General features: G+C 69.1%; 21 protein-coding genes. 12 read left to right on the forward strand and 9 right to left on the reverse strand.

The genetic code is table 11. The annotated features are described in order from the left end of the window. Positions 1 to 93: 93 nt before the first annotated feature. The 3 genes from Q8M82_RS20240 to Q8M82_RS20250 all read right to left on the reverse strand — a co-directional run bounded on the left by Q8M82_RS20240 (position 94) and on the right by Q8M82_RS20250 (position 1781). Complete coding sequence (locus Q8M82_RS20240; protein ID WP_305693098.1) at positions 94 to 387, reverse strand: type II toxin-antitoxin system RelE/ParE family toxin; 294 nt, start codon at positions 385 to 387, stop codon at positions 94 to 96. Further along, positions 388 to 678, reverse strand: coding sequence for a type II toxin-antitoxin system ParD family antitoxin (locus tag Q8M82_RS20245; protein ID WP_305693099.1), 291 nt, complete (start codon positions 676 to 678; stop codon positions 388 to 390). Between the two features lie 62 nt (positions 679 to 740). Beyond that, positions 741 to 1781 carry an ABC transporter substrate-binding protein gene (locus Q8M82_RS20250; protein ID WP_305693100.1) on the reverse strand — a complete coding sequence of 347 codons (1041 nt, stop codon included), beginning with the start codon at positions 1779 to 1781 and terminating at the stop codon, positions 741 to 743. Positions 1782 to 2074: 293 nt separating this feature from the next. Between Q8M82_RS20250 and Q8M82_RS20255 the strand changes: the two genes are divergently transcribed. Further along, entirely contained in the window at positions 2075 to 2812 is a 738-nt protein-coding gene (locus Q8M82_RS20255) for a GntR family transcriptional regulator (RefSeq protein WP_305693101.1), read from the forward strand. 115 nt (positions 2813 to 2927) lie between these two features. Beyond that, a complete protein-coding gene (locus Q8M82_RS20260; protein ID WP_305693117.1) occupies positions 2928 to 4199 on the forward strand; it encodes an amidohydrolase family protein in 1272 nt (423 codons plus the stop codon). 12 nt (positions 4200 to 4211) lie between these two features. Here Q8M82_RS20260 and Q8M82_RS20265 read toward each other — a convergent pair whose 3' ends face one another. The 5 genes from Q8M82_RS20265 to Q8M82_RS20285 all read right to left on the reverse strand — a co-directional run bounded on the left by Q8M82_RS20265 (position 4212) and on the right by Q8M82_RS20285 (position 8178). Then, positions 4212 to 4622 carry a hypothetical protein gene (locus Q8M82_RS20265; protein WP_305693102.1) on the reverse strand — a complete coding sequence of 137 codons (411 nt, stop codon included), beginning with the start codon at positions 4620 to 4622 and terminating at the stop codon, positions 4212 to 4214. Further along, a complete protein-coding gene (locus tag Q8M82_RS20270; RefSeq protein ID WP_305693103.1) occupies positions 4622 to 4819 on the reverse strand; it encodes a hypothetical protein in 198 nt (65 codons plus the stop codon). Before Q8M82_RS20270 ends, Q8M82_RS20265 begins: the two co-directional genes overlap by 1 nt. Positions 4820 to 4878: 59 nt before the next feature. Beyond that, positions 4879 to 6624 carry an ABC transporter ATP-binding protein gene (locus Q8M82_RS20275; RefSeq protein WP_305693104.1) on the reverse strand — a complete coding sequence of 582 codons (1746 nt, stop codon included), beginning with the start codon at positions 6622 to 6624 and terminating at the stop codon, positions 4879 to 4881. Positions 6625 to 6783: 159 nt separating this feature from the next. Continuing rightward, positions 6784 to 7443, reverse strand: coding sequence for an aspartate/glutamate racemase family protein (locus Q8M82_RS20280; RefSeq protein WP_305693105.1), 660 nt, complete (start codon positions 7441 to 7443; stop codon positions 6784 to 6786). 42 nt (positions 7444 to 7485) lie between these two features. Next, complete coding sequence (locus tag Q8M82_RS20285) at positions 7486 to 8178, reverse strand: ceramidase domain-containing protein (protein ID WP_305693106.1); 693 nt, start codon at positions 8176 to 8178, stop codon at positions 7486 to 7488. Positions 8179 to 8309: 131 nt separating this feature from the next. Between Q8M82_RS20285 and Q8M82_RS20290 the strand changes: the two genes are divergently transcribed. The 8 genes from Q8M82_RS20290 (at position 8310) to lexA (ending at position 15473) form a co-directional block, all read left to right on the forward strand. Beyond that, entirely contained in the window at positions 8310 to 8591 is a 282-nt protein-coding gene (locus tag Q8M82_RS20290) for a YARHG domain-containing protein (protein ID WP_305693107.1), read from the forward strand. Between the two features lie 135 nt (positions 8592 to 8726). After that, entirely contained in the window at positions 8727 to 10238 is a 1512-nt protein-coding gene (locus Q8M82_RS20295; RefSeq protein WP_305693108.1) for a helicase HerA domain-containing protein, read from the forward strand. Positions 10239 to 10411: 173 nt separating this feature from the next. Continuing rightward, positions 10412 to 11029, forward strand: coding sequence for an anthranilate synthase component II (locus tag Q8M82_RS20300; RefSeq protein ID WP_305693118.1), 618 nt, complete (start codon positions 10412 to 10414; stop codon positions 11027 to 11029). 54 nt (positions 11030 to 11083) lie between these two features. Next, entirely contained in the window at positions 11084 to 12097 is a 1014-nt protein-coding gene (gene trpD, locus Q8M82_RS20305) for an anthranilate phosphoribosyltransferase (RefSeq protein ID WP_305693109.1), read from the forward strand. A gap of 7 nt (positions 12098 to 12104) precedes the next feature. Beyond that, a complete protein-coding gene (trpC, locus tag Q8M82_RS20310; RefSeq protein WP_305693110.1) occupies positions 12105 to 12917 on the forward strand; it encodes an indole-3-glycerol phosphate synthase TrpC in 813 nt (270 codons plus the stop codon). Then, complete coding sequence (gene moaC / locus Q8M82_RS20315) at positions 12914 to 13411, forward strand: cyclic pyranopterin monophosphate synthase MoaC (protein ID WP_305693111.1); 498 nt, start codon at positions 12914 to 12916, stop codon at positions 13409 to 13411. Before trpC ends, moaC begins: the two co-directional genes overlap by 4 nt. Beyond that, positions 13411 to 14622 (forward strand): molybdopterin molybdotransferase MoeA, encoded by a 1212-nt coding sequence (locus Q8M82_RS20320; protein ID WP_305693112.1) that lies wholly within the window; start codon positions 13411 to 13413, stop codon positions 14620 to 14622. The genes moaC and Q8M82_RS20320 overlap by 1 nt, the downstream gene beginning before the upstream one ends. Before the next feature lie 110 nt (positions 14623 to 14732). Continuing rightward, a complete protein-coding gene (lexA, locus tag Q8M82_RS20325; RefSeq protein ID WP_305693113.1) occupies positions 14733 to 15473 on the forward strand; it encodes a transcriptional repressor LexA in 741 nt (246 codons plus the stop codon). Here lexA and Q8M82_RS20330 read toward each other — a convergent pair. Further along, entirely contained in the window at positions 15467 to 17728 is a 2262-nt protein-coding gene (locus tag Q8M82_RS20330) for a ComEC/Rec2 family competence protein (RefSeq protein ID WP_305693114.1), read from the reverse strand. The two genes, lexA and Q8M82_RS20330, sit on opposite strands and share 7 nt — an antisense overlap. Before the next feature lie 182 nt (positions 17729 to 17910). On the opposite strand from Q8M82_RS20330, the gene gltX reads away from it, so the two are divergent. Beyond that, the gene (gene gltX / locus Q8M82_RS20335; RefSeq protein ID WP_305693115.1) at positions 17911 to 19329 is read left to right on the forward strand and encodes a glutamate--tRNA ligase; all 1419 of its coding nucleotides are present in this window, start codon (positions 17911 to 17913) and stop codon (positions 19327 to 19329) included. A gap of 277 nt (positions 19330 to 19606) precedes the next feature. Beyond that, positions 19607 to 20283 (forward strand): citrate/2-methylcitrate synthase (locus tag Q8M82_RS20340; RefSeq protein ID WP_305693116.1); only part of this gene is annotated, 677 nt, incomplete at its 3' end.

The raw sequence follows: 20283 nt of genomic DNA on the forward strand, positions 1-20283 counted from the left end.
TTCTGTGTTTGTTCTTTTATAGAACGAGCCCTGGCGGAAAGGCGAGTCGGAGTTGACTCAAAGGGAAGCCAGGCAGCCGGCTGTACCCCGTGCCTAAAGTCGCACCCAATCCAGATGTCGTGCACCATGCAGGATGCGCTCGATGACGAGAGCGTCGTCACGGATCGCATGGAAAATCAGATAGCGGCCATGGACCGTGATCCGAACGCCCACGCCATATTCCTCGCGCAGCGGATAGGCTTCCGGCTGATCGGCGATCCTGGTGCAATGGGCCCGCAATTCCGCGACGAAGGACAGGGCGCGCCGAGGACTGTCCGAGGCGATGAACAGCGCAATCTCTTCGAGATCCTTCTCCGCAGGCAGCGCGAAGCGGCAGGTCCGGGACACCTACTCGACCATCGCCTTCAACCGGGCTTCGAGCCGGTCGAACACCGCATCGGCGGAGCTGGTCGCTGCGCTCTCCCGGCTTTCGGCAATGGACCGACGAATATCCTCGACCGAAAGCTGGCGAGCCTGCTCCTGATCATGGCGGATCAGGTCGCGCACGTAATCGCTCGCGCTAGCGTAGTGACCGTCGTCGATGCGGCGCTGGACCCAGTCCCGCATCGGGTCGGGCAGAGAGATATTCATCGATGCCATCACCTGTCCTCCGCGGATGAGAATGGCATCAAATGGCATCGCCTGCCATCCTCGAAGAGGACACCGGATCGGCAAGGCAATCCGGTGTCCCATCCGTGCGATCAATTCGCCGTATAGACCAGCTCGCGCTCGGCCTTGGGCGGCAGGAAGGCGCGGGAGAAAATCTCCTCGGGCTTGGGTGTGCGGGGGAGCTGGTAGCCCTCGGCGATGATGCCGATGGCGCTGGCCATGCGGGCATCCTTGGTGTCGCCGACGCCGATCTCCTTCATCTCCGGCGAGACGATGAGCTCGCTGAAGGAATATTGCAGGCGCTTCTTCTCGATCGCCTCGTTGACGAGCGCGTCATAGGCCATCACGGCCTTCATCGCGACGGCCTGGTCCTTGGCGATCTCGATCATCGCCTTGTTGGTGGCGCGCACCAGGCCGGCGACGGCCTTGGGATTTTCCTTGATCAGCTTCTGCGAGACCATCAGCCCGTTGGAATAGAGGTCGAGCCCGAAATCGCCGAAGGTGAGCCAGTTGAAGTCCTTCTCCGGGTCCTGGCGGTTCAGCAAGAGGTTGAAATAGCTGGTGATGTTGAACACCAGCGCGCCGTCGATGTCGCCCTTGATCAGCAGCGGCTCCTGCAGGTTCGGTGCCATGCTGGTGAGCTTGATCTTGCCCATGTCGAGCCCGTTCTTGCGGGCGAAGACCTCGAGCAGGCGGGTCGTCGGCGTGCCGGGGGCCCCGCCCAGCGTCCTGCCTTCGAGATCCTTCGGCTTGGTGATGCCGGTCGCCTTCTTGCTGGAGATCGCGAAGGGCGGGCGGTTCCAGATCATATAGACCATGACCGGGTTCTCGCCCGGCTTGGTCGCGGCGTTCTGGATGATGGCGTTGACGTCGCCGAAGCCGGCATCATAGGCGCCGCCCATGATGCGCGTGACGGTCGCGCCCGAGCCCTCGCCCTGGTCGATGACGACGTTGAGGCCCTCGGCCTTGTAGTAGCCCTTGTCGCGGGCGACGAAGAAGGCAGCGTCCGAGCCTTGCGTCTTCCAGCCGAGGGTGAAGCGGATCGTGGTCTCCTGCGCCCGGGCGGCGCCGGTGAAGGCCAGCCCGGCCATGGCGAGGCCCGCAGCGGCACCGAGGCAGAGTCTTTTCAGCATCTTGTTCCCCTTTTCTGAGACGATGATTCAAGCAGTCGGCGCCCGCCCGGAAACGACTCGCTCGCCGGAGGCGGATGGGGCCCGGCAGGCCACGGGCCCCCAGCCCAGGAAGACGTCTCTGGATTGCATGCCCATCGGGGAAAAAGTGCATGCAATAGCAATGCCATGCCGATCTGGACCGGCGCCGTCCCTGCCTCGCACCTCCCCGCGACGCCAACCGGCGATTGGCACGGCGGATTGCGACGACACCGGCCTCGGGGCTAAGACGAAAGCCCCGAACTCGGATTTGGCTGATGACGCGCGAGGACAACCGCAGCCGCCCTGCAACGGACCGGGTCGGAACGATCTGCCGTGCGCTGCGCCGGGCGATCATCGAGCAGGCGCTGGAGCCAGGGGCCAAGCTGCCGGAGGATGCGCTCGGCGAACGCTTCGGCGTCAGCCGCACGATCGCGCGCCATGCGCTGGGCCAACTCGCGGCCGAGGGGCTGGTCGAGTTGCGGCGCAACCGCATCGCCGTGGTGGCGACGCCGAGCTGGCAGGTGGCGCGCGACGCCTTCGACATCCGCATCGAACTCGAGCGGCTGGTGGTGCGGCAACTGGCGGGGCGCCTGACCAAGGCGCAGATCGCCGAACTCCACGCCCATGTCGATGCCGAGGACGAGGCGCGCAACGGCCCCGACGCGATCTCGATCCGGCTCGCGACCGAGTTCCACATCCTGCTCGCCAGCATGACCGAGAGCCCGATTCTGATCCGCTATGTCAGCGAGATCGCCTATCGCTGCTGCCTGACGCTGTCGCTGTTCAGCCGCCCGCATTCCTCCGAATGCGCCATCAACGAGCACCGGCTGCTGATCGATGCGCTCGCCAAGGGCGATGCGGAGGCGGTGATGGCGCTGATGCACCACCATCTCGATTCGGTGGCGAGCCGCGCGCTGGTCGCCCAGACGCGGCCGCGCGGGCGCGACATCATGGATATCCTGGCGCCCTATGCCGAGCCGCCGCGAGCGGCGCGGGCCAAAGCTGTAGGCTGACGGCCTCCCGGCTCCGACCTCCCACGCGCCATCGCAGCCTTCACAGGCGGCAGCCGGCATGTAAAGTGCATACAGTTTAACCTCTCTCTCCCGTTCCCCCGACAGTTCCGTGCCGATGCCCGACGACAACGCCTTCGACCTCATCTTCCGGCAGGCTGCCCTTCCCGGCGAGGCAAGGCCCGTCGACATCGGCGTCCGGCGGGGGCGCTTCGCGGCCATCGCGCCGGTCATCGCGGCGGATGCCCCCGAGGTTGTGGTGGGCGGGCGCGCCGTGCTGCCGGGCTTCGTCGACAGCCATGTCCATCTCGACAAGGCCTGCCTGCTCGGGCGCTGCGGCCATCTGCAGGGTGGGCTGAAGGCCGCGATCGCCGCCGTCTCGGCGATGAAGCGCGACTTCACCGTGGCGGATGTCCATGAACGCGGCGCGCAGGTTCTGGAGCGCGCGATCGCCAAGGGCACGACACGCATGCGCAGCCATGTCGAGGTCGATCCGCGCGTGGGCCTGCGCAGCTTCGAGGCGCTGAAGGCGCTGAAGCGCGACTATGCCTGGGCGATCGACCTCTCGCTCTGCGTCTTTCCGCAGGAGGGGCTGACCAATGATCCTGGCACCGAGGAACTGCTGGTCCAGGCCCTGCAGAACGGGGCGGACGCGCTCGGTGGCTGTCCCTATACCGATTCAGACCCGCACCAGCAGATCGCCCGGCTGTTTGCGCTGGCGACGCGCTTCGATGTCGATCTCGACTTCCATCTCGATTTCGATCTCGACGCGAGCTGGATGCATCTCGACGAGGTCTGTCGCCAGACCAAGGCCCACGGTTATGGCGGGCGCGTCGCGATCGGCCATGTCACCAAGCTGTCCTGCCTGCCGCCGCAGGCGTTCGCGAGGGCCGCAGAGCGGCTGGCAGAAGCGGGCGTGGCGGTGACGGTGCTGCCTTCGACCGATGTCTATCTCATGGGCCGGGAGGCGACCCAAGACGTGCCGCGCGGCCTGACGCCCGCCCACCGGCTGCTGGCGCGGGGCGTGACCTGCTCGGTCGCGACCAACAATGTCCTCAACCCGTTCACGCCCTTCGGCGATGCCTCGCTGCTGCGGATGGCGAATTTCTACGCCAATGTCGCGCAGGTCGGCCCGGAAGGCTTCGATGCCTGCATCGACCTGGTGACGGCGCTGCCGGCGCGGCTTATGAATCTCCGGGACTACGGCATCGCCATCGGCAACCCGGCCGATCTGATCGTTCTCGACGCCCCGACGCAGGCCGAGGCGCTGGCGGGCCTGGCCGAGCCGATCATGGGGTTCAAGAACGGCCGACAGAGCTTTTCGCGGCCGGCGGCGCAGCTACACGCGCCAAGCCAGCCGCGCGCGGCGTTGCGAGCCGTCGCGAGCTGAGGAGCGTCGCCCCTAGCGGACGACGACGCCGCGTCCGCGGCCCCGGCAGGAACAGAGCTGGCCGAGCAGGGCCGTACGCCCGAGCCGGCAGGTGATGCGCGGGGTCTCGCAGAACCGCCCGACGGCCTGGACGCGCGGGCTGACGCCAAGACCGCTCGCGCCCGAGGATGGTGGTCTGCCATAGTCGATCGGCGGGCCGGCGCCGGGGATCCCGCCGCCCGGCGCCCGCAGGCGCAGATCCGGCACCGAATCCGAAAGCGAGGGCGGGCCCAGCCCCTGACGTGGCCCACCCGGCACGAGCGGCCCGGTGCCGGGTGTTCCCACGCTCTGCGCCAGACCGAGGGTCGGGCCGATCAGCATCGCCATCAGCCCGATCGCGGGCAGGCAAAGTCGCGTCCGGTGCGGAGGCAGCCAAAACGTCATCAGAGAGTTCCGCGGTCGCGGGAGGGGATGGCGGGCTCAGGCGTGGCCTGCGCCTCGTTCTCATTTTCCCAGGCCGTCGTCAGTTCGACGAGCGTCGTCAGCTCCGTCTCCGCGCCCGGTGTGCCTTCCGGCAACTGTCCCAGCTCCTGGATGCGGCGCATCGCAGCCTCGTATTCGGCACGACTGCTGATCGTCATGGCGGCCTCCTCCCTTTCAACTGGAACGGGACAGAGACGAGGCTGTTCCCGCCCGGCGCCTACTCGGCCGCCGTGCCCATCGCCTGCCGCAGCGGCGCGACCTGCGCGTCGTGCAGTGCGCGATAGGGACCGTCGGCCCGCAGCAACTCGTCGTGGCGGCCCTGCTCGGCGATGCCGGCCTGCGTCACCACGACGATGCGGTCGGCATGGCGGATCGTGGCGAGGCGGTGGGCAATGACCAGCGTCGTGCGCCCCTCGGCGAGTTCGGTCAGGGATTGCTGGATCGCGGCCTCCGTCTCGGTGTCGAGCGCCGAGGTCGCCTCGTCGAGGATCAGGATCGGCGGGTTCTTCAGGAAGATGCGGGCGATGGCGAGGCGCTGCTTCTGCCCGCCCGAGAGCTTGACGCCGCGCTCGCCGATGACCGTGTCGAGCCCTGCCGGCAGGTCGGCGATCATCGTCTCGAGCCTGGCGCGGCGGGCGGCCTCGGCGATCTCCGCCTCGCTGGCGTCGAGGCGGCCATAGGCGATGTTCTCGCGGATCGTGCCGGCGAAAAGGAAGACGTCCTGCTGGACGATGCCGATCTGGCGGCGCAGCGAGGCGAGCGTCAGCTTGCGGATGTCATGGCCATCGACGGTGATGCAACCGGCATCGACCTCGTAGAAGCGCGGCAGCAGCGAGAGCAGCGTTGTCTTGCCGGCGCCGGAGGGGCCGACGAAGGCGACCGTCTCGCCGGCAGCGACCGAGAGCTCGATGCCCGAGAGGACCGGCCGCTCGCTGGCATAGCCGAAGCCGACGCCCTCGAAGCGGATGTCACCCTTCAGCGGCGGGGCCTCGATCGCATCGGGCGCGTCGGCGATATCGGGCTCGGTCGCGAGCAGTTCCTGATAGCGCTGGAAGCCGGCGATGCCCTTCGGATAGGTCTCGATCACGCTCGCGATCTTGTCGAGCGGGCGATAGAACACGCCGACAAGCAGCAAAAACCCGACAAAACCGCCGACGCTGAGGCTGCCCTGCACGACGTAATAGGTGCCCGCCAGCATCACCGCGAGCTGGACCATGCGCATGCCCAGATAGTTCACGGCCTGGCTGGCGGCCATGATCCGGTAGGCTTCGAGCTTGGTGGTGCGGTAGCGCTGGTTGTCGCCTGCGAAGAGCGCGCGCTCATGGGCCTCGTTGGCGAAGGCCTGGACGACCCGCATGCCGCCGATGTTCTCCTCCAGCCGCGCATTGAAGGCGCCGACCCGGCCGAACTGCAGGCGCCAGTTCTGCGCCATGAGCGCGCCGTAGCGCGCCACGATGAAGCCGGCGAGCGGGACGATCAGCGCCGTGATCAGCGCGAGCTGCGGGTGCACATAGAGCATCAGCAGGAAGGCGCCGATGAAGGTCATGATCGCGATGAACAGGTCTTCCGGCCCGTGATGGGCGACCTCGCCGATCTCTTCGAGATCCTTGGTGACGCGGGCGACGAGATGGCCGGTCTTCTGCTCGTCATAGAATCGGAAGGAGAGCTTCTGAAGATGGTCGAAGGCGCGCCGGCGCATCTCCGTCTCGATATTGATGCCGAGCTTGTGGCCCCAATAGGTGACGATCGCCATCAGCCCGGAATTGACCGCGTAGACGACGAGCAGGGCTACGCCCGCCAGCAGGATCAGGGGCCAGTCGCCGCGCGGCAGCAGCAGGTCGACGAAGGCCTTCACCGCCATGGGGAAGCCGAGTTCGAGCAGGCCCGACAGCACGGCGCAGCCGAAATCGACCAGGAACAACGCCTTGTGGGGCCGGTAATAGGCGAAGAACTCTTTCAGCATGGCGACTTTCTGGAGCAGTCATGGGCTGCATGGAACCACCGCGTCATCCCGGACAAGCCGCGTCAGCGGCGCAGATCCGGGACCCACCATAGGGCTCCGGAGCTTGACGATGGATCCCGGGGCAAGCCCGGGATGACGTGGTGGGCGGCAGAGCGGGCTCTACCGCACCGCGAGCGTCCCGAGCGCCATCGTCACGGCGGCCTGGGTCGGGTCGATCACGGGGATGCCGAGTTCCTGTTCGAGCGGTCGGCGGTGGCGGGCCATGCCGGCGCAGCCCATGACGATGGCGCCGGCGCCATCGATCTCCTTCAGCTCGCGGCCGATCGCGATCATCCGCTCCAGCGTGCGGTCGCCCGAAGCGGTCTCGGCGACCGACATCTCCAGCGGGCGCTCGCCCGCGAGGCGCTCCATCAGGCCCATCTGGCGGAGATAGCGGATATGCCGCGGAATCGAGCGAGACTTGATCGCGATCACGCCGAAACGGTCGGCCCGGGCGAGCGCGGTGAGCACGCCGCTCTCGGCGATGCCGAAGACCGGGCTCGTCGTGCCCTCGCGGGCGACGTGCAGGCCAGGGTCGGAATAGCAGGCGATCACGAAGGCATCGACATCGTTGGCGGCCTCGATCTTGCGGCGCAAGGGAATCGCGACCCCGTCGACATGCTCCTGCGTCTCGATGCCGAAGGGCCCGTCGGCGAGCGTCTCGCAGACGATTTCGGGGCCGTCCGCATAGGTCAGCGGCTGAACCGCCTGGCGCAGCCCCTCCGTCACGGCCTCGTTCGAATTGGGATTGATCACGAGGATGCGGGCGCGGCGGGTCATGGGCGGGATCCGGGAGGGTGTCGGCGGCCGGGCGGCCAGCTCTCACCGTATCGCCGTCGGCGCGCCCTCGCCAGCCGCGTCCCGCTCGGCCCTGCCATGCCGGATCGCCGCGACGAGCAGCCCGTACAGCACCAGCGCGTTCAAGATGTGCCAGAGCCAGTGCGTGCCGAGCGGGATGGCGTCGCAGAGCGGGCGATCGAGCGTCCGGAAGGTCAGGGAGACGGCGAAGACGAGCCCGGCCAGCGCGAGGCTCCGCGCCGTCTGCCGGCTGCCGTCGCGGCGCCACAGCAAGGCGGCGATGCCCCAGAGCGCGAGCAGGAAAGCGGCGTAGCCGGCCGAGCCGCGCAGGCCCGGCGGGAGAAAAGCGGCGGCAGCCCCGCCCAGGGAGAGGGCGAAGACGAAGAAGGCCGCCGTCCCCAGCGCGATCGCGGCCGGTCCGAGACCGACGAAGCGGGCGAGCGCCAGGGCGAAATAGGAGAAGGCGAAGAGCTGGATCGGCACGACGTCCGCGGCCAGCGTCCAGGGCTGCGGGATGGTGTGGAACAGGAAGGAGCCGATGCCGATCGCGGCGACGAAACCGATGAGGAGGAGCACCGGCCGATCCTGGCCGCCTGCGCGCCGCCACAGCAGGAACGCGGCCAGGGCGGCGAGCAGAAAGGCGCCGTTGGTGATGGCGTTCCAGGGCTCGTCCCAGAGATGATCGCCGATCCGTTCGCAATAGCCGGAAGCCAGCACCGATTCGTCCTCCGCAAAACAGGCTATCGCCACCTCACGACGGTCGCACGACGCGCAGGGCGAAGACTTGCCGCGCGGCGACGCGTCACTCAGAGTGGCGGCCGCGTCTATGGGGCCGGGAAGGATCGAGCATGCGCGCGCTGACGATGGGGCTGGCGGTGCTTGGACCGCTGTTCGCGGTGGCGGCCATACCCCTCCCCGCTCGGGCCGAGAGCTGCGACGATCTCTGGTATGCGCGCAACGAGATCTACAAGGCGCAGGGCTACTGCTTCCGCACGCGCCGCGGCATCGAGGCCTTCGGCAATGCCGGCTGCCAGTACGACAATGCCGAGGAGGTGCCGCTCTCGGCCGCGCAGCGCCGGACCATCGCCGATATCCAGCGCGAGGAGCGGGCGCGGCGCTGCCCGCGCTGAAACGCCGCCCCGCTTTGCTGTGGACGCCGGGCTCGGACCGGGCGCGACGGCGATTCCCCATGCTAGAAGCGCCGGTCGCGAGCCTCCCGACCCGGCCGGGCGGGCGGCTCGCGCCAAGAGGAGCGGTTTGACGGCGTGACCACGGCGATCGATATGGGGCTGACCCAGGGCGGCCAACCCGCCCTGCTGGACCTCGCCGAGCTGCTGGCGACGCGGCTCCTGGTGCAGGGCAATTCCGGCTCCGGCAAATCGCATCTGCTGCGGCGCCTGCTTGAACAGAGCGCGCCTTTGGTGCAGCAGGCGGTGATCGACCCGGAGGGCGATTTCGTCTCTTTGGCCGACCAGTTCGGCCATGTCGTGGTCGATGCCGAATGCGGCGAGGCCGAGTTGCAGCGCGTCGCGCTGCGGGTGCGCCAGCACCGGGTCTCGGTCGTACTCAACCTGGAGAACCTGGAGGCCGACGAGCAGCTGCGCGCCACGGCCGCCTTCCTCGGCGGGCTCTTCGATGTCGACCGCTCGCTCTGGTTTCCGATGCTGATCGTGGTCGACGAGGCGCAGCTCTTCGCCCCGGTCATGGCGGGCGAGGCCTCCGACGAGGCACGACGGCTCTCGCTCGGCGCCATGACCAATCTGATGTGCCGCGGCCGCAAGCGCGGGCTGGCCGGCGTCATCGCGACGCAGCGCCTCGCCAAGCTCGCCAAGAACGTCGCGGCGGAAGCCTCGAACTTCCTGATGGGGCGCACCTTCCTCGACATCGACATGGCGCGCGCCGCCGATTTGCTCGGCATGGACCGGCGCCAGGCCGAGATGTTCCGCGACCTCGAGCACGGCCAGTTCGTCGCGCTCGGCCCTGCCCTGTCGAAGCGGCCGCTGCCGCTGCGGATCGGCTCGGTCACCTCGGTCGACCGCGGCGGCGCGCCCGGGCTGATGCCGCTGCCTGAGCAGGCGCCCGAGGAGGCCGGCAAGCTGATCTTCACCGCCGGCGCCGACGAGCCCGCGCCGGTGAGCCGCCTGCCGCGCCCGGCCCCGCGCCCGCGCCCCGCCGTCCACGACACGCTGCGTCAGATCGAGAACCACCGGCCGATGCCCACTGCCGATCCGGAGCCTGAGGTCGAGATCGACTCGGCCGAGCGCGAGGCGATCATGGCCGAGATCCTGCGCGAGCTGATGGCCGATCCCGAGGCGCGCTCGCGCCAGGTCGCCGTGCTCTACCAGGACTTCACCGTGCGCTGCCGGATGCGCCGGCTCGGCCGCACCCAGCTCAGCCTCGACGAGTTCCGCCGCCGCCTCGCCGTGGCCAAGGCGGGCGCGAGCGACGAGATCACCGGTTCGGCGACCTGGCAGGCGGCGGTCGAGGCCTCGCTTTCCCTGCCGGACGATCTGCACGGGCTCTTCCTGTTCATCGCCCGCGCCGCGATGGAGGGCGCGCCCTGCCCCAGCGATGCCGAGATGGCGCAGGTCTACGGCACGCATTCGCCGGGCCGTGCGCGCCGGCTGATCGCCTATATCGAGGAACGCGGGCTCATCGTCTGCCATGTCGATTTCCGCGGCCAGCGCACGCTCGCCCTGCCGACGCTGGGAATCGAGACGGCGCCCGGACAAGGCTCGGTCCGGACCGCCGGAATGCCGCGCGGCGCGCGCGTCTGAGTATCGCGCGTCATGCTCGGGCTCGACCCGAGCATCTCCGGCCGGAGATTCTCGGGTCTGCGCTTCGCTTCGCCCGAGAATGACGGCTGCTTGGGCATGCGATACGAGCCGCAAACTTGACCAGCGCGCCCCCGACCGTGCATGACCGGAGCCCGAAATCCATGGCCGGGCCGATGCGCATCCTGCTGATCGACAATTACGACAGCTTCACCTGGAATCTGGTCCACCTGATCGGCGGACTCGGGGCCGAGGTCGAGGTGCGTCGCAACGATGCGCTCTCCGTCGATGAGGCGCTCCGTGGCGATCATGACGCGATCGTGCTGTCGCCCGGCCCCTGCACGCCCAACGAGGCCGGCATCTGCCTCGATCTCGTCCGCGAGGGCGCACAGCGCAAGCCGATCTTCGGCGTCTGCCTCGGTCTGCAGACGATCGGCCAGGTCTTCGGCGGCGATGTGGTGCGCGCGCCGCTGCCGATGCATGGCAAGATCTCGGCGGTCCAGCACCGGGCGCGAGGCCTGTTCCGCGGCATCAACGGCCCGCTGCAGGCGACGCGCTATCATTCGCTGGTCGTAGCCCGCGAGACATGCCCGGCCGATCTGACGATCGAGGCGGAGACCGAGGACGGGCTGATCATGGCGCTGTCGCATCGCAGCCTGCCGGTGCATGGCGTCCAGTTCCACCCCGAAAGCATCGCGTCCGAGCACGGCGCCACGATCCTGCGTAATTTCCTCGACCGCGCGGAGCGATGGCAGCGCGAGCACGCCACCGCCGCTTTGGCCGAGGCCGACTGAGCGCCGGCCCGCACCAGCCGCCTTTCCCGATCGCCCGTTTTCCGCAGAGTCACCATGGACGATTTCAAGCCCTTCATCGCCAAGGTCGCGACCGGCGCCTCGCTGTCGCGCGACGAAGCCCGCGACGCCTTCGACACGATCCTGTCCGGCGGCGTCACCAATGCGCAGGCGGCCGCCTTCCTGATGGCGCTGCGCGTGCGCGGCGAGACCACCGAGGAGATCACCGGCGCGGTCGGCGCGATGCGCGGCAAGATGCTGATGGTGGAGGCGCCCGCCGACGCCATCGACATCGTCGGCACGGGCGGGGATTCCTCGGGCTCCTACAATGTCTCGACGCTGGCCTCGATCATCACGGCGGCCTGTGGCGTTCCGGTCGCCAAGCATGGCAACCGCGCGGCCTCCTCCAAGACCGGCACGGCCGATGTGCTGATGGCGCTCGGCGTCAAGGTCGGCCTCGACCCGGCAGCGACGGCGCGCTGCATCGCGCAGGCCGGTGTCGGCTTCATGTTCGCGCCGACACACCATGCCTCGATGCGCCATGTCGCGCCGGTGCGCGTCGAACTCGGCACGCGGACGATCTTCAACCTGCTCGGCCCGCTCTCGAACCCCGCAGGCGTCAAGAAGCAGCTGATCGGCGCCTTCTCGGAAACCTGGCTGGAGCCGATGGTGAAGGTGCTGGCGAGCCTGGGCTCGACGCGGGTCTGGGCCGTGCATGGTTCGGACGGGCTCGACGAGATCACCACGACGGGGCCGACCCGCGTGGTCTCGCTGGACAACGGCACCATCGAGAGCTTCCAGATCTCGCCCGAGGATGTCGGGCTGGCCCGCGCCAGGCCGGAGGATCTGCGCGGCGGCGAGCCGGCGCAGAATGCCGAGGCGCTGCGCGCGGTGCTCGACGGGCAGAAGACCGCGTTCCGCGACATCGCCGCCTTCAACGCCGCCGCCGCCCTGCTGGTCGCCGGCCGGGCGGGCGATCTGCGCGACGGCTTCGCGCAGGCGAATGCGGCGCTCGACAGCGGCAAGGCGAAGGCGACGCTGGCCGCCCTCGTCGCCAGTTCGAACGCGTGAGGACCCGATGAGCGACATTCTCGCGAAGATCGAGGCCTATAAGCGCCAGGAGATCGCGGCCGCCAAGGAGGCAATCCCGCAGGCGCAGATCGAGCGGCTGGCGCGCGATGCCGGCCCGACGCGCGGCTTCGCCGAGGCGCTGGCCGCGAAGCACGGCGAAGGTCACCCGGCGCTGATCGCCGAGATTAAGAAGGCCTCACCCTCCAAGGGGCTGATCCGCGCCGATTTCGATCCGCCCGTGCTGGCGCGCGCCTATGCCGCCGGCGGGGCGGCCTGCCTCTCCGTCCTGACCGACGGCCCCTCCTTCCAGGGCCGGCCGGAATTTCTGCTGCAGGCGCGCGCGGCCTCGGGCCTGCCCGTGCTGCGCAAGGATTTCCTCTACGATCCCTATCAGGTCTACGAGGCGCGGGCCTGGGGGGCGGATTGCATCCTGATCATCATGGCCGGCGTCGACGATGCCACCGCGCGCGCGCTGGAGACCACCGCCTTCGATCTGGGCATGGACGTGCTGGTCGAGGTTCATGATGACGCCGAGCTCGACCGCGCGCTGGCGCTGAAGAGCCGCCTGCTCGGCATCAACAACCGCGACCTGCGCGATTTCACCGTCGATCTCGCGGTAACCGAGCGGCTGGCGCCGCGCGTGCCCGCCGACCGCATCGTCATCAGCGAGAGCGGCATCTTCAGTCATTCCGACGTCGTCCGCCTGAACGGCGCCGGAGTCAGCACCTTCCTCGTCGGCGAAAGCCTGATGCGGCAGGCCGATGTGACGGCCGCGACCCGCGAGCTGCTGACGGGTCGCGCGCAGGAGAGCGCCGCGTGAGCGGGCTCAGCCATCTCGACGCCCAGGGCCAGGCGCATATGGTCGATGTCGGCGAGAAGGCCGAGACCTCGCGCGTCGCGATCGCGGAAGGCTGCGTGGTGATGCAGCGCGAGACGCTGGCGATCGTGCGCGCCGGCGACGCCAAGAAGGGCGACGTGCTCGGTACGGCCAGGCTCGCCGGCATCATGGCCGCCAAGCGCAGCCATGAGCTGATCCCGCTCTGCCACCCGCTGCTGATCACCAAGATCGCCGTCGATCTCGCCATCGACGAGGCCCTGCCCGGCATCCGGGTGCGCGCCGAAGTCAAGGTGAAGGGCCAGACCGGCGTCGAGATGGAAGCGCTGACCGCCGTCAGCGTCGCCTGTCTGACCGTCTACGACATGGTCAAGGCGGCCGACCGCGGCATGCGGATCGAGGGCATCCGGCTGACCCACAAATCCGGAGGCAAGTCGGGCGTGTTCGAGGCCGACAGCGCAGAGGCGGGACAGAGCTGATGGCACTGACGCCGGTCCCGGTCGCGCTGCGCGCCCTGCTCGACAGCGTGCCCGGCCCCACGCCCGTCGAGACCCTGCCGCTGGCGCAGTGCGCCTGGCGCGTGCTCGGAGCCGACATCGCGGCGCTGCGGACGCAGCCGCCCTTCGCCAATTCGGCCATGGACGGCTATGCCGTCCGCGCGGATGACCTCGTCCCGGGCGCCGAATTGCGCGTTCTCGGCGAATCCGCGGCCGGCCGTTCCTTCGGCGGCAGCGTGGCGGCTGGCGAGGCGGTCCGCATCTTCACCGGCGCGCCGATCCCCGAGGGCGCCGACACCATCCTGATCCAGGAGAACGCCGAGGGTGTCGGCTCGGCCACCATCACCGTCCGCGAGGGTGCACCGAAGGGCAAGTTCATCCGCAAGGCCGGGCTCGACTTCAGTGAAGGCGACCGGCTGCTCGCGGCCGGCACCCGGCTCGACAGCGCCGCGCTCGGGCTGTCCGCCGCCGCCGGCCACCCCGCCTTGCCGGTGCGGCGCAAGCCGCTCGTCGCGATCCTCGCCACCGGCGACGAGCTCGTGCTGCCGGGCGAGCCCGTCGGGCCCGACCAGATCGTCGCCTCCAACTCCTTCGCCCTCGCGGCGCTGGTCGAACAGGCGGGCGGGAGCGTGCTCGACCTCGGCATCGCGCGCGACGACCATGCCGATCTCGCCGCACGGATCGGGCAAGCGCAGGCGGCCGGCTGCGATGTGCTGGTGACGCTGGGCGGCGCCTCGGTCGGCGCGCACGACCTGGTCCAGGAGGCGCTCAAGCGGGCCGGAATGGATCTCGGCTTCTGGAAGATCGCGATGCGGCCGGGCAAGCCGATGATGACCGGCAGGCTCGGCCCGATGGTGGCGATCGGCCTGCCGGGCAATCCGGTGTCCTCGATCGTCTGCGGCCATCTCTTCGTGGTACCGGTGATCGAGGCCCTGCTCGGCCTGCCCTCGCCCGACCGAGACCGCAGCGAGCCCGGCCTGCTCGGCCGCGACATGCCGGCCAATGACGAGCGCGAGGATTATCTGCGCTCCGGCCTCGTCCTGACAGAGTCCGGCTGGGAAGCGACGCCGTTCGAGCGGCAGGATTCCTCGATGCTCGGTCTGCTTGCCAAGGCGCAGGCGCTGGCGATCCGCCCCGTCTTCGCACCGGCCGCCGCTAAGGGCGATCCCTGCCGCTTCATCCGCCTGCGCTGACGCTGCGCGCAGGCGCATCCGCTTGCGGAACACAACGCGAACGGGTATGGTGTTCGTGATTTGTTTCGAATCTGCGGTGATCGGCAGATTTCAGAGCGCCGGCGGGGATCATGCTGACACGCAAACAGTTCGAACTGCTTCGCTTCATTCAGGAACGCCTGCGCGAAAGCGGCGTGCCCCCCTCCTTCGATGAGATGAAGGATGCGCTCGATCTCAAGTCGAAATCCGGTATCCACCGGCTGATCATGGCGCTTGAGGAGCGCGGCTTCATCCGCCGGCTGCCGAACCGGGCGCGGGCGCTCGAGGTGATCAAGATGCCTGACGGCATCGGCGGCGGCCTCCAGCCCGGCGCACGCCGCTTCAACCCGTCGATCGTCCAGGGTGGGCTCGGCAAGGATGCGCCGCCGGCCAAGGACGGGCTGCTGGGCCGGTCGAGGCCGGTGGAAGCTGCGCCGGATGACGGGCGGAATACGGTCGCGATCCCAGTCATGGGCCGCATCGCGGCGGGCACGCCGATCTCGGCGATTCAGAGCCGCAGCCACAGCGTCGCCCTGCCCGCCGACATGCTCGGCTCCGGCGAGCATTTCGCTCTCGAGGTCCGCGGCGACTCGATGGTCGAGGCCGGCATTCTCGATGGCGACACGGTCGTCATCCGCCGCCAGGACACCGCCAACACCGGCGACATCATCGTCGCGCTGATCGACGACGAGGAGGCGACGCTGAAGCGGCTGCGCAAACGCGGCTCTTCGATCGCGCTGGAGGCGGCCAATCCCGCCTATGAAACGCGGGTGCTGGGTCCCGACCGGGTCAAGATCCAGGGCCGGCTGGTCAATCTGATGCGGCGCTACTGAAGCCGCTCGGCATCCGGCGTGCTCTCGGCGAGCGAGAGCGCAGGGACCGGCCTGGCCTCGGGCTGGGTCGGCGGATGGCGGCTCCAGGGCCGCGTGCGCCCGGCCTGTTCGGCGGCATGGCGACGCCAGCCGGCGAGCCCATGCACGAGCGCTATCGCCCCATCGCGTTGCAGCGCGGTCCGGTCGATCAGCACTGCGGCACAGGGCGCCGTCCAGAGAATGGGCGTTACCACCACCTCGGCGCGCCGGCAATCCTCGATGATGGCCAGCCGCTCCTGTGCATAGGCGATGGAGCGCCCGTCTCGGGTGGTCAGGACGCAGCCTGCGGAATCGCAGGAGGCGCCCTGGCGCAGTGACGGGTCGTCCGCCTTGCGGCTATCGCCATCGGCGCTCAGCCATTGTTCCAGCACGAAGCGGCTCGGCCGGCCGGCGATGACCAGTCGGTCATCCTGCCCGCGCACGGCCAGCCCGGCCCCGTCACGCTCGACCAGGATCGCGGGGCGCTCGGGCTTGGCTGCCACCGCGACGCCGGTCGCCAGCGGCAGCACCGCCAGCAGGCGCAGCTTCGTGCTCCACAGCGTCGCCCAGAGCAGCGACAGGACGAAGCAGAGGAGCGCGGGCGTGCCAAAGGCGGGGATCACCAGCGTCGAGTGATCGATGGTCGCGACCCAGTGCGCCAGTTTCAGGACGACCTCGGAGGCCTGGCCCATCAGCCACCAGGCCGGCGCATCCAGTCCGAACGGGTAGGTCAGGACGCCGAAGACGGCGGCGGGCATCACGCACAGCGAGACGAAGGGCAGCGCTAGCGCGTTGCCGAGAAGCCCGAAGGGGTTGAAGGTCTGGAAGTGGAAGGCCCCGAAAGGGGCGGTCGCTGCCGTCGCCAGCAACGTCGTCACGACGATGCCGCAGGCAGCGATCCAGATCGGTCGTAGCGGCCAGGGCAACGCCGGGGGCGGCTTCGACCGGCCGCGCTCCTCCCAGCGCTCGGCGAAGGCGATCAGCGCCGCCACCGCGCCGAAGGACATCTGGAAGCTCGGCCCCAGCAGCGCCTCGGGCTCGCGCAGCAGGACGATCATCGCCGCCAGCGCGAGATTGCGCATGCTCAGAGCCGGGCGGTCGACGAGGATCGCGCCCAGCATCACCAGCGTCATGATCAGCGAGCGCACGGTCGCGACCTCGGCGCCCGAGAAGACGCAATAGGCGACGGATCCCGCCATGGCCGCGAGCGCGGCGATCTTCTTGACCGGCAGGCGCAGCGCCATCGTCTGCGAGAGGGCGAGCAGCGCCCGCACCAGCCAGAAGATCGTCCCGGCGGCCAGCACCATGTGCAGGCCGGAAATCGAGACGACGTGGTAGATGCCCGCCGCGCGCAGATCGGCATTGGTGGTTTCAGTGATCAGCCCGCGCTTGCCGGTGACGAGCGCCGCCGCCATCGCCCCCGCCTGTCCGCCTGCGACCGAAGCGATACGCTGGGTCAGGGCGTTGCGGGCGCGGTCGAGCGCGGCGGCGATCTGCAGCGCGGCCGGCGGCGCCTGCGGCGACGGCGTCAGCGTGATCCTGCCGGAGATGCTGCCGACCGCACCGAGCCCTCGGAAGAAGGCGTCGCGGCCGAAATCATAGCCGCCCGGCCGGGCCGGCCCCGGGGGCGGCAGCAAACGCGCCACCGCGGCGATGTGATCGCCCGGCGCGACCGTGCCGGCGCGGATGTTGACCCGGACGCGCCTGGGGCGGTCGGCGGCCTCGACCCCGGCCATCCCCGTCACCAGGATGACGAGGCGGGCGCCGGCGTCGCGGCTCTCGACCGACTCGACGAAACCCGTGAGCTGCCCGATCCGTGGCCGGTCCAGCAGGGGCGCAGCGATCGTCGCCGTGCGCCAGGCCGCCGCGGCAAAGCCGGCGAAGACCGCCGCCAGCGCGATCAGCACCCTCGCCGCGCCCGGACGGCGGCGCAGCCCGACCGCCGCAGCCGCGGCGAACGCGAAACCGACGAGCGGCGCCCACAGCGCGGGCTCGCGATCGGCGGCGAAGTAAAGCAGGATGCCGAGCCCCATCGGCACCGGCAGCCAGATGAAGAGGCGGCGTCGCTCGGTTTCGAGTGCCAGCGTCCGCCTTAGGCGTTCGCGGGCGGAGGCCAGCGCGAGAGCGAGGTCGGGTCCGCCCCGGGCGCGGCCGGGCCTGCTCCAGGGCAGCGCCAGGGTCCGCACGCCAAGGCTGCGCGTCGCCTTCCCCTGCCCTGGCGGCGGTGCCGGCTGCATCGGCTCCCCATCCCTGCCCGCATCGGCGGCGCGCGCATCTTGCGCTTAACGCCGGCCGCCAGGGCATGTTACAGGGGCCGCGCCGGATGTCATGCCCCGCTTCGGCGCGCGCCGTCCCGCGGCGCGCCGATTCGTCTCTTTCCCCTCGGCCCCTTTCGACAGCCAGCCGGAGCCAAGCTTTCATGAGCGATGCCGTCGTCACACGTTTTGCGCCCTCGCCCACGGGATTCCTGCATATCGGCGGGGCGCGGACCGCGTTGTTCAACTGGCTCTATGCGCGGCGCCACGGCGGCAAGATGCTGCTGCGCATCGAGGACACGGATCGCGAGCGCTCGACCGAACCGGCGATCGCAGCGATCCTCGACGGGCTGAAATGGCTCGGCCTCGATTGGGACGGCGAAACCGTCTACCAGTTCTCTCACGCCGAGCGTCACCGCGAGGTGGCGCATCAGATGCTCGCCAGCGGCCATGCCTATCGCTGCTATGCGACGCCGGCCGAACTGGACGAGATGCGCGAGCAGGCCAAAGCCGCCGGCAAACCGATGCGCTATGACGGACGCTGGCGTGACCGCGACCCCGCGACGGCGCCAGAGGGCGTCAAGCCGGTGATCCGCCTGCGCGCGCCGCAGACCGGCGAGACGGTGGTCGAGGACGAGGTCCAGGGCCGCGTCGTCTGGCAGAACGAGAATCTCGACGATCTCGTGCTGCTGCGCTCCGACGGCAACCCGACCTATATGCTCGCCGTGGTGGTCGACGACCACGACATGGGTGTGACCCATGTCATCCGCGGCGACGACCACCTGACCAATGCCGCGCGCCAGACCCAGATCTACCAGGCGATGGGCTGGACGGTGCCGAGCATGTCGCACATCCCGCTGATCCATGGGCCCGATGGCGCCAAGCTCTCGAAGCGCCACGGCGCGCTCGGCGTCGACGCCTATCGCGCGATGGGCTATCTGCCGGTGGCGCTGCGCAACTACCTGCTGCGGCTGGGCTGGAGCCATGGCGACCAGGAGATCTTCTCGACACAGGAGATGATCGATCTGTTCGATCTCGGCTCGATCGGTCGCTCGGCCGCGCGCTTTGATTTCGCCAAGCTCGAGAGCCTGAACGGGCTCTACATGCGCCAGTCCCCCGACCACGAGCTGATCGCGGCGCTGAAGGTGATCCTGCCCGAGATCGGGCCGGCGCGCGGCCTCGGCCCCGATATGTCCCCCGAGCTGGAAGCGCGCTTCCTGGCCGCGATGCCGGGGCTGAAGGAGCGCGCCAAGACGCTCATCGAACTGCTCGACAGCGCCTATTACCTCTATGCTCCACGCCCGCTGCAGCTCGACGCCAAGGCGGCGGCGCTGCTCGACGAAGCCGGCCGGCAGCGGCTGCCGGGGCTCGCCCAGGCGCTCGCCATGATCAACGACTGGTCGGTGGAGGCACTCGAGGCGGCCGTGCGTGGCTTCGCGGAGACGCATGGGCTGAAGCTCGGCCAGGCGGCGCAGCCGCTGCGGGCCGCCCTGACGGGGCGCGCGATGTCGCCCGGCCTGTTCGACGTAATGGCGGTGCTCGGGCGCGAGGAAACCCTGGCTCGCCTCGCCGACCAGAGCTGAACAAGACGCCGTCCCGACCATCTTTCGGCTCGGTTGAACCGGGTCTGCAAATGGTCTAGTGACGCCTGATGTGGCCACGTCGGCGCCTGCCGGGGCGGGCACGAATATTGCTTGAAAATCAGTCGGATGAACCACTCTTCGACCCTCGGCCGCCCCTGCACCGACACGACCCCGTCATGTCGGTTCGCTCTGACGACGGACAGGTCTCATGGACAACCGTGACAAGACCGAGCGCGACCACGACTGACCAGCAGCGAGCCTGAAAGGATCGGTATCGATGAGCGGAACCACCAGCCAGCTTCAGGTCGACGGCAAGACCGTCGATATGGCGATCAAGACGGGTTCGATCGGCCCGTCCGTCATCGACATCGGCAAGCTCTACGCCCAGACGGGAATGTTCACCTATGATCCCGGCTTCACCTCGACGGCGAGCTGCGAGTCGCAGATCACCTATATCGATGGCGACGAGGGCGTGCTGCTCTATCGCGGCTACCCGATCGAGCAGCTCGCCGAGCATGGCGACTTCCTCGAGACCTGCTATCTGCTGCTGGAAGGCGAACTGCCGACCGCCGCTCAGAAGGCCGATTTCGACTATCGCGTGACGCGCCACACCATGGTGCACGAGCAGATGGCCCGCTTCTTCCAGGGCTTTCGCCGCGACGCGCACCCGATGGCGGTGATGGTCGGCTCGATCGGCGCGATGTCGGCCTTCTACCACGACTCGACCGACATCTCGGATCCGCATCAGCGTATGGTCGCCTCGATGCGGATGATCGCGAAGATCCCGACGCTGGCGGCAATGGCCTACAAGTACACGGTCGGCCAGCCCTTCGTGTACCCGCTGAACTCGCTCGACTACACCTCGAACTTCCTGCGCATGTGCTTTGCGGTCCCGGCCGAGGAGTACAAGGTCAATCCGGTGCTCTCGCGCGCGCTCGACCGCATCTTCATCCT

Source organism: Allobosea sp. (assembly GCF_030694325.1).
Taxonomy (GTDB): Bacteria; Pseudomonadota; Alphaproteobacteria; order Rhizobiales; family Beijerinckiaceae; genus Allobosea.

What these genes read in the sequence shown, in the direction of transcription:
- Q8M82_RS20245 (WP_305693099.1), bottom strand. Translation starts at nt 678, where the DNA reads ATGCCATTTGATGCCATTCTCATCCGCGGAGGACAGGTGATGGCATCG.
- Q8M82_RS20250 (WP_305693100.1), bottom strand. Translation starts at nt 1,781, where the DNA reads ATGCTGAAAAGACTCTGCCTCGGTGCCGCTGCGGGCCTCGCCATGGCC.
- Q8M82_RS20255 (WP_305693101.1), top strand. Translation starts at nt 2,075, where the DNA reads ATGACGCGCGAGGACAACCGCAGCCGCCCTGCAACGGACCGGGTCGGA.
- Q8M82_RS20260 (WP_305693117.1), top strand. Translation starts at nt 2,928, where the DNA reads ATGCCCGACGACAACGCCTTCGACCTCATCTTCCGGCAGGCTGCCCTT.
- Q8M82_RS20265 (WP_305693102.1), bottom strand. Translation starts at nt 4,622, where the DNA reads ATGACGTTTTGGCTGCCTCCGCACCGGACGCGACTTTGCCTGCCCGCG.
- Q8M82_RS20270 (WP_305693103.1), bottom strand. Translation starts at nt 4,819, where the DNA reads ATGACGATCAGCAGTCGTGCCGAATACGAGGCTGCGATGCGCCGCATC.
- Q8M82_RS20275 (WP_305693104.1), bottom strand. Translation starts at nt 6,624, where the DNA reads ATGCTGAAAGAGTTCTTCGCCTATTACCGGCCCCACAAGGCGTTGTTC.
- Q8M82_RS20280 (WP_305693105.1), bottom strand. Translation starts at nt 7,443, where the DNA reads ATGACCCGCCGCGCCCGCATCCTCGTGATCAATCCCAATTCGAACGAG.
- Q8M82_RS20290 (WP_305693107.1), top strand. Translation starts at nt 8,310, where the DNA reads ATGCGCGCGCTGACGATGGGGCTGGCGGTGCTTGGACCGCTGTTCGCG.
- Q8M82_RS20300 (WP_305693118.1), top strand. Translation starts at nt 10,412, where the DNA reads ATGCGCATCCTGCTGATCGACAATTACGACAGCTTCACCTGGAATCTG.
- trpD (WP_305693109.1), top strand. Translation starts at nt 11,084, where the DNA reads ATGGACGATTTCAAGCCCTTCATCGCCAAGGTCGCGACCGGCGCCTCG.
- trpC (WP_305693110.1), top strand. Translation starts at nt 12,105, where the DNA reads ATGAGCGACATTCTCGCGAAGATCGAGGCCTATAAGCGCCAGGAGATC.
- Q8M82_RS20320 (WP_305693112.1), top strand. Translation starts at nt 13,411, where the DNA reads ATGGCACTGACGCCGGTCCCGGTCGCGCTGCGCGCCCTGCTCGACAGC.
- lexA (WP_305693113.1), top strand. Translation starts at nt 14,733, where the DNA reads ATGCTGACACGCAAACAGTTCGAACTGCTTCGCTTCATTCAGGAACGC.
- Q8M82_RS20330 (WP_305693114.1), bottom strand. Translation starts at nt 17,728, where the DNA reads ATGCAGCCGGCACCGCCGCCAGGGCAGGGGAAGGCGACGCGCAGCCTT.
- gltX (WP_305693115.1), top strand. Translation starts at nt 17,911, where the DNA reads ATGAGCGATGCCGTCGTCACACGTTTTGCGCCCTCGCCCACGGGATTC.